Genomic DNA, 15134 nt, shown 5'->3' on the forward strand with positions numbered 1-15134 from the left:
ATTAAAAGCAGGTAACGATACCTGCTTTTAATTTACAAATTTAAATATTATCCCAAATACAATACCTGCTATTATTCCAATAGTAAAATATGATTTTAATCCTTCGTTTGTGGTCATGATGTCAGGATGGTGTTTGCTTAAATAAAGAAGAAATAAATATGATCCATTTTTTACTTCAATAATATCTCCGTCGTAAGTATGTATATATAATTTATTTGGAGTATAACTGGTCCTGCTATACGATGCAGCTTCGTAATGAACCGAATTTATATCTTCCCACTTAGTATAATCTCTAAGAGTACTTATCCCCTCTTCATCAGCTACAATATTTATTTTCCCAAACCATAAATAATTGATTACTACCAAAGGGATAACAAAAATAAAGGCTGCTCCAAACATAAGTAGTATACTTAAATATTTAAAATCGAAAAACCATATCACACACATTATAGAAATAGACAAAGCTAGAGGTGCCATAACAACATAAAAACCAAGACTCCACATATGTCTGAACTTTTTACCTTCAATGTCATCTAAATCTTTGATACTATTTACCCTATCATTATTAATATAATTTTCATATATTTTTTTGAATTCTTCATAATATCTATAATTACATATACTGACCGGTACAATAACGAATAAGCAGAAGTATGAAAATATCAATGCAACCATACAAAACCAATTAGGAACAATAAAATATAACGGTAAAAATAATATAAGAACTACAGCTATATATAAATAAAACCTTTTATCAATTTTTCCATTTATAAAAAAGTTTATATAATATTTTGACGCTATTCTATAAAATATAAAAACAAACGGTAAAGAAATCATAAAAACTATTTTGAGTACTATCAAATTAGAAAAATATTTCAAAAATAAAATACATATAACATTGCTAATTCCTAAAAATATACTTGATACAAGTAAACTTACAAAAACCTTAGATAAAAAGCCCATTAACCTATTCGTCATATCTTTTTTGTATTTATAAAAAATAACAGAATACATTAAATATAAAAATGCAGAAATAATTAATAAAATCCATGGAAAAACACCAAAGTAAAATTTACATATAAAAGTCAATACTAATTGAACAGCGAAAAAAATAAATAAAGCAATTAAATATCCAATAAAAGAAGACTCTTCCAACACTTTAAAGTCTTTCCCGTCACTGTCATTCAAAAAGTCTTTTATATTTGAAGAACTATGTCTGCATAACTCATCAATATTATAAACCGGAAATAAAAATTCTTTCAATTCATTCTCCTTATACTTATTTTTATCATTATATAATCTTTATAAGTTTTTATCAATCAATAAACTATTTAACACAATAAATTTATGCTATAATGTGTAAACAATCTTTTTATTAAATCAATAACGAGGTTTATAAATCGTAAGATAGAATTCACTGTTTTTGTTTTTTAATCTTAATTACATAGACAGTAAAAGCATACCAAATATTAAAGATATTTGACATGATATTCTCATGTCTTTTTTGTAAGGTGATATTATTAATATTTAAATAAAGAAATGGAGAATAACATAGTAATGGACTATATCATAAGGTTGGAAAATAAAGAAGATTATAATGAAACAGAAACATTAACAAGAGAAGCATTTTATAATGTATATATTGAAGGTTGTTTTGAACATTATATCTTAAATAAACTGCATTCAAGCAAGGATTATATAAAAGAGCTTGCATTTATAGTTGAAAAAGATAACAGACTAATAGGTCACATAGGTTACACTCACTCTAAACTTATTTCATCAAACAATAAAGTAAAAGATATAATAAGCTTTGGTCCTGTAAGCATACTTTCGGAATATAAAATGCAGGGTATAGGAAGTAAACTAATAAAACACTCAATAAGTAAAGCTAAGGAGTTAGGATATAAGGCAATCGTTATATATGGAAATCCTAAATTATATCAGAAGTTCGGTTTTACCTTAGGTATAAAATATGGCATCAAGACTTCAGAGGGAAAAGATGCAGTCCCGCTTCTTGCACTGGAACTTAAAGAAGGGTATTTAAAAGACACTGACGGATATAGATTTATAGAAAGTCCGGATTTTGAAATCGATGAAGAAAAGTTTAATGAATATGATAAAAACTTTCCATATAAAGAAAAAAAGAAAACAAAATCTCAGATTGAATTTAAAATAATATCAAACTTAATGTGGTAAAAAACATATAAAGGAGTAAGTTATGAATATAAGTAATATAATTATGCAGATGATAGAATTATTCCTAATAATGGGAGTAGGATATATATGTTATAAAGTAAAATATATAGACATAAAATCTGCTAAGAAAATGAATATATTACTTTTAAATGTAACTACGCCCTGCCTTATTTTAGGCTCGGTATCGACCGGAGAAGTTCCATATGAAAAAAGCATAATATTTACAATTTTGTTAATAGCATTTCTTATGTATATCATTCTTCCTTTTGTTGCATTTATTTTAAATAAGTTATTAAAAGTCGAAAAAGAAAACTTCGGATTATATTTATTTATGACAGTATTTTCAAATATTGGATTTATGGGTTACCCCGTAGTGAAAACAATATTTGGTGATAATGCAGTATTCTTATGCAGCCTGTTTAATATGGTATTTGGATTATTCGCATACAGTCTTGGGATATATTTATTTAATTTAGATAAAGAAGAAAGTATCAAATTTGAAATCAAAGAAATGATAAATCCCGCAATGATTGCAAGTATAATCGCTCTCTTTATATTTCTGTTAAATATAAAACTTCCTTTAATGATAAGCGACACCTTTGTTACGATAGGAAATATCACAACTCCTCTGGCAATGATGTTGATAGGCTCATCTCTTGCCACAATGCCTGTGAAAGAAATATTTAAAGAATATAAATTATATCCATATACACTAATAAAACAAATAATAATTCCTTTATTAGCACTTATATTATTAAAACCTATATTGACAGACCCCTTGATTTTAGGAATAACCGTCGTAGTACTTGCGATGCCTGTGGGAAATATATCAAACATATTTGCCAATAGATTTGACGGGAACTATCAGCTGGCTTCAAAAAGTATATTTATAACGACCATATGCTCCTTTATTACCATACCCATTTTATGTTATATATTATAAAAGACAGATGATTATCTGTCTTTATTTAAATACCATTTTTTAAAATCATTTACCAGAAGCTCCTCCAAATAATTGAACTTTAACCTTAAAACTTTACCTGTACTGATTATAACTTTAATAGTATAAGTTCTGCGAGTCCCTAAACCGCCTTCTTTTTTTATATCTGAGATTTTACTGATATAATTCCTATTAAATGCAATAAATCCTGTGTTGCCCATACCTATAAACCAATCATCGGTCTTATAAATCAAATCTTTATTTAAATATTTATCCTTAAAATAATCATTAAAAGATATACCAAATTCTTTTTCTTGCTTAATAATATATATAATAGATTTTATCGAGCGGATCGAACAGAAAAAAATTATACCTAAAAACATAGCTATAATGATCATCCACATATAAATAAAATCCAGCATTGTAAATCCATTTTTATCTAAATTTACTATCCCTATAACTGTCATTATTATTAGTAAGAAAGAGCATATTACAGACATGACTAAAAATAAGCTTTTAATTGAATTCTTGAAAAGAGAAAATTTTGAAATAGCAATCGGCTTACGATTAACATACTTATTCTTGAATTTTTTGTTTTTCTCTTTTAATTTATCATTACCGACAATAAATTCAGTATATGGTATATAGCTTACTGCAGGTTCATCATCTATTGAAACGACTTCAATTTTTTCTTTAATATCAAGTAAATATTCATCGTCAATAATTCCATACTTCTTTAAATCTTCAAGTGAATTAAATTTTTTATCATCCAAATAAAAATCACATACTTCTCTTGTGCTTCCGCTGTCATCACCTTCCAGAGATAAAACATGTTTCTTACCACGTATAATAAATACTATTCTACACCCTATTAAAATTTCAAGACTTTCATATATTGGAATAAATAAATCCTCAATATTGCAAATCACTTTACCTTTCATTCTATTCTCCGATTTTGTATATTTATTTTATATATCATAACATAACTTTTAAGTATTAAATGTAAATCTATTAAATTATTTATATAAGATGACTTTCAACATAAAAATAAATATATGTTATAATACAATAAAAAGATAGCAGGTGATAAGATGAATATATGCATTTATGGTTCTTATAGTAAAAATCAAGATGAAAATTTATTAATATTATCAAAAAATATAGCGAAAGAACTCTGTAAAAGAGAGCATAATTTAGTTTACGGAGGAGGAAAAAACGGGCTTCTCGGAGAATTAGCAAAAGAAGTTCGTAATAATAAAAAAGAAACAATCGGAGTGATTTTAAATGATTCCGATATGGAAAGCTATGTTTATAAAGACTGCACAAAGTTGATATCAAAAAAGAATATGAGTGAGAGAAAATATTATATGGAAGAAATATCTGATGGATTTATAATCTTACCGGGCGGAATAGGCACGTTAGATGAATTCTTTGAAATACTTGTATTATCAAGTAAAAATGTATTAAATAAACCAATAATATTATTTAATAAAGATGGATTTTTCAATGAAATAATATCATTCATGAAAATGCTTTTAAATAAAGGCATGATGGGAGAAAAAATATTTGATTTATTCTATATAACGGATAATATCAAAAAATGTTTTGATTACATAGAAAACTACAAATAGGAGAATTAAAATGATAGATTATGCTGAAGGAAGCGGAAAACAATATCATATAGGAGTAGGAAAAGGAGAAGTGGGGAAATATGTACTTCTACCGGGAGATCCAAAAAGATGTAAAGAAATCGCCAAATATTTTGACGAACCTAAGTTGATAGCCGATTCAAGAGAATTCGTTACTTACACGGGATTTGTCGGCGGAGAAAAAGTATCTGTCACATCTACTGGAATAGGCGGACCTTCCGCAGCCATTGTAATGGAAGAATTGGTCGCCTGCGGAGCCGATACATTTATAAGGGTAGGTACCTGCGGAGGTATGGACTTAGATGTAAAAGGCGGTGACATGGTAATAGCAAATTCCGCCATAAGGTTTGAAGGGACAAGCAAAGAATATGCCCCTATAGAATACCCTGCCGTAGCAGACTTTGAAATAATAACTGCTCTTAAAAATGCCGCAGATAAACTGGGTATCAGAAACCATATAGGAGTGGTACAAAGTAAAGACGCTTTCTACGGACAGCACAGACCGGAAACCCTTCCAAATAAAGATGAACTACTATCTAAATGGGACGCATGGTGTAAACTTGGATGTAAAGCAAGTGAAATGGAAGGAGCTGCCTTATTTATAGTTGCAAGCTACCTTAAGGTAAGATGCGGTGCATGTTTTCTTGCAATAGCAAATCAGGAAAGAGAAAAAGCAGGTTTACTTAACATACAAGTTCACGATATAGATGAGGTAATCAAAGTTTCAATAGAGGCAATAAAAGAACTAATTAAAAAAGATAAGAAATAATAATGAATGATTTATTTATAAGAGGAATTAAAATAAACTTTGATGAAATAAAAGAGAATTCTTATGTTAAAGACATAAAATCAATAGGAAATACAAAAGAATTGATATTCAATAAAAACGTAACTTTTTTTGCAGGAGAAAACGGAAGCGGAAAATCAACATTACTTGAAGCGATTGCTATCAATTACGGATTTAATCCCGAAGGAGGAAGCAAGAACTTCAGCTTTTCAACAAATGATACTCATTCAGACTTATATAAAAATATAAAATTGATAAAAGGTACAAGACCGGCAAAAGACGGTTTTTTCCTTCGCGCAGAAAGCTTTTATAACGTAGCAAGTAAATTAGATGAATACGAAGCTATAAACAGTTACGGAGGTACTTCTCTTCATGAAAAATCACACGGAGAAAGTTTTTTATCTTTAGTGGAATATAGATTTTGGGGAAAAGATTTATATATACTTGATGAACCCGAAGCAGCTTTATCTGTAGAAAGACAGCTTACTTTACTGATACATATAAACAGACTTGCAAAAGAAGGTGCACACTTCATAATCGCAACCCACTCCCCTATTTTGCTTGCCCTTACCGACTCGGAAATATTATCCTTTGATAATAATAAAATTTCCAAGATAGACTATGAACAAACTAGCAGTTATCAGTTAACAAAAACATTTATAGAAAATAAGGATTATATGCTTAAGATATTGCTTGAATGATAATATCTTATTTTCTTGCTTTTATTACACAGCTTGTATGATTTACTTTCTTATAATCGATATCTTTAAATCCAACTTCATTAAGCATTTTAATAAACTCTTTCTTCGAATATATTTTTACATCTCCGTCACTGCTGAACTTCATAAATATATTTACTATTTCCCTGGAAATAATCGGCTGAGCACATTCCCCAATAATCAAATATCCGTTATATTTTAATACTCTGTACACTTCACTTAAGACTTTCTCAGGGTTTGGATAATGATGAAAAGAGTCATTGCATAATATCAAATCAAACTCACTATCTCCATAAGGTAAATTTTCGCTGTCACCTACAGTAAGAGCAGCATTATTTCCCAGTTTATTTTCTGCTACTTTTATCATATTCTCCGACAAATCCAAGCCATAATATTTTGCTTTATCATTTTCAATTCTAATGATATTTATAAGCTCTCCCGTACCGCAGCCAACATCCAGCATAGAAGTAAAATTTATACTTCCCACTTCTTTTATTATATTAGCATATAGTTTCTTGGCATGATCACAGCAATTTGTTTTATCATACCCTACTGCATATCTGTTAAAGGATTTTCTTGATTTTTCTTTATATTTATTCATTATTTACCTCCACTGACCTTTGTTCATTCAAAGTTTAAAAATTTACCCCGACATAAGTCGGGGATTAACCTTTAATCAAAATATCAATATAATGACGTAATTCTCTTACAACTTCCTCTATATTTTTATCTGTACTAGAAAGAAGTCCCACCTGACCATACATGATAAAGTTTACCAATACCTCAGGATTATTTACTTTTATCTCTCCGCATTTACACAGTCTCTCTATTTCTTCCTTAAAATAAGGAGATAAATATCTGCACATTTTTATAGTGAGTCTTTCATGAAACTCTTCATTTCCGTCTTTATGAAAAAAACTGTTATATTTAGATTTCTTATCCGTTTCAATCATTAAAGAGCCAAGTAAATCCAGTCTTTCACTCAGCGGTTTTGAATGGTCATTTATAAGATTTAGAAATACTTCACTGCACTGTATAACATATTGATCCATGGCTTCTTCAAAAAGTTTTTGTTTGGAATCAAAATACCTGTAACAAAGACCTTTTACCACGTTCATCTCTTTTGCTATATCCGCCATAGTCGTTTCATTATATCCCTTTATGGAAAACAACCTCATAGCAGTATCCAATATTTCCTGCTTTCTTTCTTCAGGTGCTTTAGAAATACGCATTTTTACTTCCTTTCAAAAATATATTATCATATTAATGAATTAAAGTCAATGAACTATATTCATTTATTAATGTTCAAAATATCCTTTATACTGAACTTTATATTTACTGTTTGGGAAAAGATGTTCATGTAAATCTATGAAATAATCATCCGTCATACTGGCTATATAATCAGTGACTATATCATTGGGTTTTGTTTCTTCATATTTAAAGTCCTTGGCAGTATAAAAATTGTTGCTGTTTACATAATTGATATGATGTCTGTATATGATCGATGAAGTATCCTTTTTATCCAAATCATAAAGGAGTTTTTCATATATTTCTCTCATCATCGGTTCGATTTTTTCGCTGTAATCCGACCTTACCTTATCCGTTCCGTATATGATTTCATTATTTTCGACCTTACCGAGTTTTAACGCATTATATGCTACCTCGTCCATTTGAAGGTACTCCTTGCCGTAGCTATGCTCCATTATGCTTACACTTAAATTATTTATTATTTCAGCATTGCTGCTGCCTATTCCTTCATCACTGAACACTTCTGTTCCCTTAAGCATTTTGAGTCTTTCAGCGTCCTGTCTGTCTTTACCAAGATAAGCTATTATATCACTGACCCTGACCACACAGCCTTCCAAAGTTGAAGGTACCAAATGTCCTATATTCTTTTTATCAATATAACAAGCTTCGGCTTTTTTATCAAAGTTATCAAAACTGTTAAGAGGCACAGGTCTATATTCTTTTTGTTCAAGTTCACCGTTATGACATAGTATCCCATCCAAAACCTGAAGACTCATATTTCTCTTTATTATTTTATCTAAAACCCTTACGCTATGTACATTATGATTAAAATATCTACCTGTGTGTTCATAATATAGCCTGCTTAAAAAATCCTCTCCCGCATGACCGAAAGGAGTATGTCCAAGGTCATGTCCGAGGGCTATAGCTTCTATCAAATCCAAGTTTAAGTTTAGTACTTTTCCAATATTTCTTGCAATTCTCGAAACAAGCTGAACATGAAGACCTCTACGTGATATATCATCATTTTTATATAATGAAAACACCTGAGTCTTATCAAAATACCTATTATAATAAGGGATATGCAAAATCTTTTCCACATCTCTTACAAAGGCAGGTCTCCACAAATTTGCCTTATCATGCTCAATATCCCTTCTTATGATATTTTCATCTTTAAAAGCATATGGATTTTCCTTGTGATTTTTTCTATCTTCCATTATTCGTTGCTGTAACTCTTTAGAGAGTGAATTATATTTAGGCATCTTATCATCTCCTTTTGTTAATTGTAACACATTAATATTGTTTTATTAATAAAAAAACTTTGCCCATTTTGGGCAAAGTTCTATTTATATATATGTACTTTCCACTTTGACTACCGCAAAGTGGTTTTTAAAACTATTACTGACCAGCTCTTTTATTCTATCCTCTACTTCTTTTTCACTCATTTTATATTTGGGAGGTATCACCGCATCAAAAATCACATTCGTATGACTCGGTCCCTTTACCATCCTAAAATCATGAATAGAAATAACTTCATCTATTTCTTCTTTTATCTTTTTACTTACTAAATCTTTCATTCTCATAGTTTCTTCGTCATCGGTATCTATGGGATCCAAATGAATAACTGCTTCACAGTGAAGTTTTTCGCTGAGCTCCATTTCGGCTCTGTCTATAGCATCATGAAGAACGTATATATCTCCGCTACCGGGAACTTCCGCATGAAGAGAAATCATGAGCCTTCCCGGACCGTAATCATGAACTACAAGGTCATGTATCCCTACTATCTCATCATAATTCATTACTATATCTTCGATACTTTGAACAAGAGAATTATCGGGAAGCTGCCCGAGAAGCGGACTTAAAGTTTCTTTTGCCGCATCATAACCTGCATAAAGTATGAAACAAGCAACAAGCACTCCGCTGTAACCATCGATATTTAATCCTGTTAGTTTAAGTATCAGCATAGATATGAGTACAACAGTGGTAGCAATGCAGTCGCTCTTGCTGTCCGTAGCAGTAGCTTTCATTGCAGATGAATTTATCTTTTTACCTATACTTCCGTTATATAAAGACATATATAATTTAACAAGGATAGATATAATCAAAATAACAATCGCTGTTAAACTTGTATCTATTGCTTCAGGACTGAAAATTTTAATTACAGACGATTTAAATAATTCAACACCCATTAATATTATGAGAACCGACACAATAAAACCCGCTATATATTCTATTCTTCCGTGTCCGAAAGGATGTTCATTATCAGGTTCCATCCCCGCAAACTTAAATCCTATCAAAGTAATTAACGACGACCCTGCATCGGATAAATTATTAAATGCATCTGCCATAATAGCAATCGACCCGCTTAACACTCCTGCAAAATATTTGATACCAAATAAAAATACATTAAATAAAATGCCTAATATACTGCATAATATCCCATATGCACTCCTGACATTTTCGTTATTTACATCATCATAATTTTTAATAAACTTTCTAGCTAATAAATTAACCATTTTAATCCCCTACCTTTTACTTACAATATAATACAATATTTAGCATAAATTTACAAAGCTTTTATGTGATAGTTTTTAAATTTCATAAACTATAATATTTTTATTATTTCTATATATAAAGTATCTATTCAAATAACATTATGTTATAATTTGAGTAAATAAACAAATTTAAAGGAGAAAATATATGAATAAAAAAGCAAAAGGATATAACTTTTTAACTGCTTCTGCCATTATGGATATTATTTTAGCATTAGGCAGTCTGTTACTTGTTGTTATTTTACAAAACGAATCATCATCAGAACTTTATAAATCTATAGGTATAAGTGCAAAAGAAGGATTACTTGGATTATTTGGCTTCTATGCTATCCTGATATTACATGCAATAAATGCAGCAGTAGCTTTTATGACCAGAAATAAGCCGGAATCATGGAAAACACCCTATATACTTTCTATATTCATGGTATTATTGGTTTGTTTGACAACCAACTGGTCTGCACTTAATATTATAAATGTAGCTATACCGCTCATACCTCCATGTTTTATGATGTCCGGAGCAACTATGAACAAAAAACAAACTCAAGAACAATAAGTTGTAAAAAATAACTATCTTAAAAATGATAGTTATTTTTTTATGTTAACTTTGGTTGACAAAATTCAAAGTAAGATTGATAGCTATTTTAATGTCTTTGGTGTATATTTAAGTTAACAAAATAAAAACAGAGGTTAAATATGGATCTGGGAAATAAATTATATACATTAAGAAAACAAAAAGGTATATCACAGGAAACGGCTGCAAATGAAATCGGTGTTTCAAGGCAAACGATATCAAAATGGGAAACAAACTCCAGTTATCCCGAGTTCGATAAACTTGTATTAATAAGCAAGCTTTATAACATAAGCCTGGATGAACTTGCAGGAAATACAAATATAAATAACAAAGAAATTAACTATATACCAATCAAAACTCACTATGAATACATCAGCAAAAGAAAAATAGGAGGTATTCCGTTTATACACATAAATATAGGAAGAGGTCTATATAAAGCAAAGGGTATCATAGCCATCGGAAATATAGCAAAAGGTTTGATATCAATAGGTCTATTATCAATGGGACTTATTTCTATAGGTCCGGTCGCACTCGGATTATTACTGGCGCTTGGCGGATTTTCTGCCTCAGTGATAAGTATCGGAGGATTTGCAATAGGGGGAATCGCTATAGGAGGATTTGCACTTGGTATATTTGCCATTGGAGGTTTGTCAATCGGTATATACTCAATAGGAGGAGCTGCCTTTGCAAGTAAGATCGCCGCAGGAGGATATGCTAACGGACCTGTTTCAATAATGGAAAATACAAAAAATATAAAATACCTCATATTAAAAGAATTACCCAACACACCGGATTTTCTTATTAAATTATTCAGTAATATAAATATAAGATAAAATTCATATGCATTATGAAAAGAAGAGAATTATACTCTTCTTTTTTATTTGAGTACTATTGAATATTATTTTAATTATAAATTTTACAAAGTCTTTATTGCAAGTTCTAATTCATATGCGTTTTAAATTTACAAAACATTTACAAAAAATTAAGAGTAATTTGATAGTGAAGACTTTCCTTTTTATGTAAACTTTAATAAAACAAGAAAAGTAAAAAGGAGAAATATAATGCTCAAATTACAGAATATAAAAAAATCATACGGTGATAATGTTATCTTAAATAACATTAACCTGGAAATAAACGACGGAGAAATCGTATCGATTTTAGGACCATCAGGCAGCGGTAAGACTACACTGTTAAATCTGATATTGGGACTCACCGATGCAGACAGCGGCAAAATAAAGTTCAATAATAAAGACTTAACAAATATATCTATGGAAAAAAGAGGATTTAATATAGTTTTTCAGGACTATGCTTTATTCCCAAATTTAAATGCATATGAAAATATAACTTATGGACTCAAAAATAATCCGCATATCTCCACAAAAGAAGAAGTAAATGAAATGATACACCTTTTGGGATTAGAGCCTCATTTAGATAAAAGAATTGAAATGCTTTCCGGAGGACAAAAACAAAGAGTAGCTCTTGCAAGAACTCTTGTAATGAAACCCGATATTCTTCTGCTTGATGAGCCATTAAGTGCTTTAGATGGTGTTATAAAAGAATCAATAAAAGAAAAGATCAAGACTATCGCAAAAGAACTTCATCTTACAACTATAATTGTAACTCACGATCCTGAAGAAGCCTTAACTCTTTCAGATAGGGTACTTATTATAAACGAAGGTGAAATTTCACAGTACGGTAAACCGGAAGAAATCATTCACAGTCCCAATAATAACTTCGTAAAAGATTTTATATTAAATCAGCTTGAGATAAAAAGAAATAATATATTTAGTTTATTTCAAGTTAACAATAATCTAAGCGGTGAACTTGCATGAAACAAAAAAAGGGCTTAGAGATTAAAATAATATATGCATCTATTTTAATTATCTTTGCTTTTTTTCTGCTAATGCCATTACTGCATATACTTGGTAATGCATTTCTGAATGGCAGCAGTTTTACTCTGGATTATATAAAAGAAGTGTTCAGTGAAAGAAACTTTTCTACAGTGCTTATAAACAGTTTCAAAGTATCTATAGTAAGTGCTTTAATAGCAACATTGATTGCTTTTTTTATGTCTTATACGATCCAATATACTAATGTAAATAAAAAAGTAAAGAAAATAATAAAACTTAGCTGTACACTACCAATGCTTTTACCAACCATAACATATGGTTTTGCGATTATATACTCTTTTGGTAAACAAGGACTTCTTACTAAAATATTCGGTAAACAGATTTTTGAAATATATGGATTTAACGGACTGGTTTTGGGTTTTGTGATATATACTCTTCCCATAGCATTCATGCTCATAAATAATACTATGCTCTACATAGACAAAAAATTTATGATCGTTTCCAAGATAATGGGAGATAACGGCTTTAAGACATTTAAAAATACTCTGCTTAAACCTCTCCTCGGAACTCTGGCAGCATCATTTATTCAAGCATTTTTCTTAAGCTTTACCGACTTTGGTATTCCGGCTTCAGTAGGAGGTCAGTACTCCGTGATTGCCTCAAACTTATATGGAGAAATGCTCGGTGCTCTTCCAAACTTCAATACCGGAGCAGTTATAGCTATAATAATGCTTATACCTTCAGTTTTAAGTATTTTGATACTTACTTATTTAGAAAAATATAATATCAGATATCAAAAAATTTCTACAGTTGAAATAAAAAAGAATACTTCAAGAGATGTATTTTTCGGTTGTGTATCATCAGTATTCTCAATCATGATACTGTCACTTTTCCTGGTAATATTCCTTATACCTTTTATAAAAGGTTGGCCTTATGACTTGACATTTACCTTGGATAATATAAAAAATGCCATTACAGGTCAAAATCTCGGTCAGGTATATTTAAACTCGATATTTGTAGCGGTCTTAACCGCTGTAATAGGTATGCTTATTACGTATGGCGCTGCGCTTGTCACTGCAAGAAGTAAGCTAAGTAAAAAATTAAAAAAAGTAATAGAAAATATATCTATTATAACAAACACCATACCGGGGATGGTTTTAGGTATAGCATATTTACTCATGTTTACGGGAACAAGTCTTCAAAATACTTTTCCTTTAATCATAATTTGTAATATAATTCACTACTTTTCAACACCGTACCTAATGTTTAAAAATTCTTTGGAAAAGATGAACAGCTCATGGGAAACTACCGCTATGCTCATGGGAGATAACTGGGTCAAAACAATTATAAGAGTAGTAACACCAAATGCAAAATCAACAATCTTTGAAGTATTATCTTATTACTTTGTAAACGCAATGGTAACGATAAGTGCAATAGTATTTTTGGTTGGAACCAAAACAATGGTCATTACAACTAAAATAAAGGAACTTCAGCATTTTGCAAAATTCAATGAAATATTTATATTATCTTTGATGATAATGATAACCAATGTAATTATAAAAATAATTTTTGAAAGACTGGCAAATAAAAAGAATAAGGGGAATAAAAAAGAAAATGAAAAAATTAATTAGTTTATTATTATGTTTAATTTTAGGATTAGGACTTTTCGCGGGATGCGGAAATAATGAGGCAGAGAATAGCTCAAACTCGGATAAAGTGATCATATATTCAAATGCAGATGATGAAGCGATTGAAGCTATGTCTACCGCTCTTGATTCTAACGGATACAAAGACAAATATATGTTCCAAACATTTGGAACAAGCGAACTTGGAGGAAAGTTAATCGCCGAAGGAAAAAATATCGAAGCAGATATGGTAACAATGTCTTCTTTTTATCTAGACAGTGCAGAAGATAAAAACACAATGTTTAAAGATTTAACATTTGATGTTAAAACAAAAGATAAGTTTCCTAAAATATATGCTCCTATAACATCTCAGGAAGGTGCAATCATAGTAAATACAGATGTACTAAAAGAAAATGATCTTCCTATGCCTAAATCCATTAAGGACTTAACAAAAGATGTATATAAAAATAATATATCAGTTACGGATATAAAATCATCTTCAACAGCTTGGTTACTTATTCAAGCTATAATCAGTGAATACGGAGAGGACGAAGGAGCTACAGTACTAAAAAAACTTTATCAAAATGCAGGACCTCATATTGAAGAATCAGGTTCGGGACCAATTAAAAAAGTCCGCTCAGGAGAAGTAGCAATAGGCTTTGGTCTCAGACAACAAGCGGTATCGGACAAAAAAGAAGGACTTCCCATAGATTATGTCGATCCTACTGAAGGCAACTTTTCACTTACGGAATCAGTAGCAGTAGTGGATAAAGGTGATAAAACAAATCCACTTTGTATGGAAATCGCAAAATGTATCATTGAAAAAGGAAGAAGTGAATTGATCAAATATTATCCTAACGCATTATATGAAGGAGAAACAACAAACAAAGAGAACTCTTCCAAATATCCTAAAGTATTTAAAGAAAAATTATCAGCGGATTTATTGAAACAGCATCAAGACTTTTCCGAAAATTGCAAATAGGAGGATTAAAATTCTAAA

16 protein-coding genes are annotated in these 15134 nt (G+C 30.2%); 10 read left to right on the plus strand and 6 right to left on the minus strand.

Translation table 11 applies throughout. From position 1 onward, the window contains the following. Window positions 1-27: 27 nt before the first annotated feature. Entirely contained in the window at window positions 28-1263 is a 1236-nt protein-coding gene (locus NSA01_RS03450) for a hypothetical protein (protein WP_257480119.1), read from the minus strand. Window positions 1264-1557: 294 nt separating this feature from the next. Between NSA01_RS03450 and NSA01_RS03455 the strand changes: the two genes are divergently transcribed. Together NSA01_RS03455 and NSA01_RS03460 are read left to right on the plus strand one after the other, a co-directional pair. Beyond that, entirely contained in the window at window positions 1558-2196 is a 639-nt protein-coding gene (locus NSA01_RS03455) for a GNAT family N-acetyltransferase (protein WP_257480120.1), read from the plus strand. 22 nt (window positions 2197-2218) lie between these two features. Beyond that, window positions 2219-3139 (plus strand): AEC family transporter, encoded by a 921-nt coding sequence (locus NSA01_RS03460; RefSeq protein ID WP_257480121.1) that lies wholly within the window; start codon window positions 2219-2221, stop codon window positions 3137-3139. An 11-nt stretch (window positions 3140-3150) separates the two neighbouring features. Here the strand turns inward: NSA01_RS03460 and NSA01_RS03465 are convergent, their stop codons facing one another. Next, window positions 3151-4077: a hypothetical protein gene (locus NSA01_RS03465; RefSeq protein ID WP_257480122.1), complete on the minus strand. Its 927-nt coding sequence runs from the start codon at window positions 4075-4077 to the stop codon at window positions 3151-3153. A 150-nt stretch (window positions 4078-4227) separates the two neighbouring features. Between NSA01_RS03465 and NSA01_RS03470 the strand changes: the two genes are divergently transcribed. The 3 genes from NSA01_RS03470 to NSA01_RS03480 are packed head-to-tail and all read left to right on the plus strand — an operon-like array spanning window position 4228 to window position 6273. After that, the gene (locus NSA01_RS03470; protein WP_257480123.1) at window positions 4228-4767 is read left to right on the plus strand and encodes an LOG family protein; all 540 of its coding nucleotides are present in this window, start codon (window positions 4228-4230) and stop codon (window positions 4765-4767) included. 13 nt (window positions 4768-4780) lie between these two features. Further along, on the plus strand, window positions 4781-5554 hold the full coding sequence (gene udp, locus NSA01_RS03475) for a uridine phosphorylase (protein WP_373887179.1): 774 nt from the start codon (window positions 4781-4783) through the stop codon (window positions 5552-5554). A 2-nt stretch (window positions 5555-5556) separates the two neighbouring features. Next, the gene (locus NSA01_RS03480; RefSeq protein WP_257480125.1) at window positions 5557-6273 is read left to right on the plus strand and encodes an AAA family ATPase; all 717 of its coding nucleotides are present in this window, start codon (window positions 5557-5559) and stop codon (window positions 6271-6273) included. Window positions 6274-6280: 7 nt separating this feature from the next. On the opposite strand, the gene NSA01_RS03485 is transcribed toward NSA01_RS03480, so the two are convergent. The 4 genes from NSA01_RS03485 to NSA01_RS03500 all read right to left on the minus strand — a co-directional run bounded on the left by NSA01_RS03485 (window position 6281) and on the right by NSA01_RS03500 (window position 10052). Beyond that, on the minus strand, window positions 6281-6892 hold the full coding sequence (locus NSA01_RS03485; protein ID WP_257480126.1) for a class I SAM-dependent methyltransferase: 612 nt from the start codon (window positions 6890-6892) through the stop codon (window positions 6281-6283). A gap of 64 nt (window positions 6893-6956) precedes the next feature. Beyond that, entirely contained in the window at window positions 6957-7523 is a 567-nt protein-coding gene (locus NSA01_RS03490) for a TetR/AcrR family transcriptional regulator (RefSeq protein WP_257480127.1), read from the minus strand. 66 nt (window positions 7524-7589) lie between these two features. Next, complete coding sequence (locus NSA01_RS03495; RefSeq protein WP_257480128.1) at window positions 7590-8798, minus strand: deoxyguanosinetriphosphate triphosphohydrolase family protein; 1209 nt, start codon at window positions 8796-8798, stop codon at window positions 7590-7592. Window positions 8799-8882: 84 nt separating this feature from the next. After that, entirely contained in the window at window positions 8883-10052 is a 1170-nt protein-coding gene (locus NSA01_RS03500; protein ID WP_257480129.1) for a cation diffusion facilitator family transporter, read from the minus strand. A 184-nt stretch (window positions 10053-10236) separates the two neighbouring features. On the opposite strand from NSA01_RS03500, the gene NSA01_RS03505 reads away from it, so the two are divergent. The 5 genes from NSA01_RS03505 to NSA01_RS03525 all read left to right on the plus strand — a co-directional run bounded on the left by NSA01_RS03505 (window position 10237) and on the right by NSA01_RS03525 (window position 15116). Next, window positions 10237-10641: a hypothetical protein gene (locus tag NSA01_RS03505; RefSeq protein ID WP_257480130.1), complete on the plus strand. Its 405-nt coding sequence runs from the start codon at window positions 10237-10239 to the stop codon at window positions 10639-10641. 140 nt (window positions 10642-10781) lie between these two features. Beyond that, window positions 10782-11492: a helix-turn-helix domain-containing protein gene (locus NSA01_RS03510; RefSeq protein ID WP_257480131.1), complete on the plus strand. Its 711-nt coding sequence runs from the start codon at window positions 10782-10784 to the stop codon at window positions 11490-11492. Between the two features lie 228 nt (window positions 11493-11720). After that, entirely contained in the window at window positions 11721-12491 is a 771-nt protein-coding gene (locus NSA01_RS03515; RefSeq protein ID WP_257480132.1) for an ABC transporter ATP-binding protein, read from the plus strand. Next, a complete protein-coding gene (locus tag NSA01_RS03520) occupies window positions 12488-14140 on the plus strand; it encodes an ABC transporter permease subunit (protein WP_257480133.1) in 1653 nt (550 codons plus the stop codon). Before NSA01_RS03515 ends, NSA01_RS03520 begins: the two co-directional genes overlap by 4 nt. Beyond that, a complete protein-coding gene (locus tag NSA01_RS03525) occupies window positions 14124-15116 on the plus strand; it encodes an extracellular solute-binding protein (RefSeq protein ID WP_257480134.1) in 993 nt (330 codons plus the stop codon). Before NSA01_RS03520 ends, NSA01_RS03525 begins: the two co-directional genes overlap by 17 nt. Window positions 15117-15134: the final 18 nt, after the last annotated feature.

The sequence above is a fragment of the Anaerofustis stercorihominis genome (genome assembly GCF_024623185.1).
GTDB lineage: Bacteria > Bacillota > Clostridia > Eubacteriales > Anaerofustaceae > Anaerofustis.

Excerpts from the sequence above, each read along its gene's own strand:
- NSA01_RS03520 (WP_257480133.1), top strand. The coding sequence starts at position 12,488 with ATGAAACAAAAAAAGGGCTTAGAGATTAAAATAATATATGCATCTATT.
- NSA01_RS03510 (WP_257480131.1), top strand. The coding sequence starts at position 10,782 with ATGGATCTGGGAAATAAATTATATACATTAAGAAAACAAAAAGGTATA.
- NSA01_RS03485 (WP_257480126.1), bottom strand. The coding sequence starts at position 6,892 with ATGAATAAATATAAAGAAAAATCAAGAAAATCCTTTAACAGATATGCA.
- NSA01_RS03500 (WP_257480129.1), bottom strand. The coding sequence starts at position 10,052 with ATGGTTAATTTATTAGCTAGAAAGTTTATTAAAAATTATGATGATGTA.
- NSA01_RS03455 (WP_257480120.1), top strand. The coding sequence starts at position 1,558 with ATGGACTATATCATAAGGTTGGAAAATAAAGAAGATTATAATGAAACA.
- NSA01_RS03495 (WP_257480128.1), bottom strand. The coding sequence starts at position 8,798 with ATGCCTAAATATAATTCACTCTCTAAAGAGTTACAGCAACGAATAATG.
- NSA01_RS03525 (WP_257480134.1), top strand. The coding sequence starts at position 14,124 with ATGAAAAAATTAATTAGTTTATTATTATGTTTAATTTTAGGATTAGGA.
- NSA01_RS03460 (WP_257480121.1), top strand. The coding sequence starts at position 2,219 with ATGAATATAAGTAATATAATTATGCAGATGATAGAATTATTCCTAATA.
- NSA01_RS03505 (WP_257480130.1), top strand. The coding sequence starts at position 10,237 with ATGAATAAAAAAGCAAAAGGATATAACTTTTTAACTGCTTCTGCCATT.
- NSA01_RS03470 (WP_257480123.1), top strand. The coding sequence starts at position 4,228 with ATGAATATATGCATTTATGGTTCTTATAGTAAAAATCAAGATGAAAAT.
- NSA01_RS03515 (WP_257480132.1), top strand. The coding sequence starts at position 11,721 with ATGCTCAAATTACAGAATATAAAAAAATCATACGGTGATAATGTTATC.
- NSA01_RS03465 (WP_257480122.1), bottom strand. The coding sequence starts at position 4,077 with ATGAAAGGTAAAGTGATTTGCAATATTGAGGATTTATTTATTCCAATA.
- NSA01_RS03480 (WP_257480125.1), top strand. The coding sequence starts at position 5,557 with ATGAATGATTTATTTATAAGAGGAATTAAAATAAACTTTGATGAAATA.
- NSA01_RS03490 (WP_257480127.1), bottom strand. The coding sequence starts at position 7,523 with ATGCGTATTTCTAAAGCACCTGAAGAAAGAAAGCAGGAAATATTGGAT.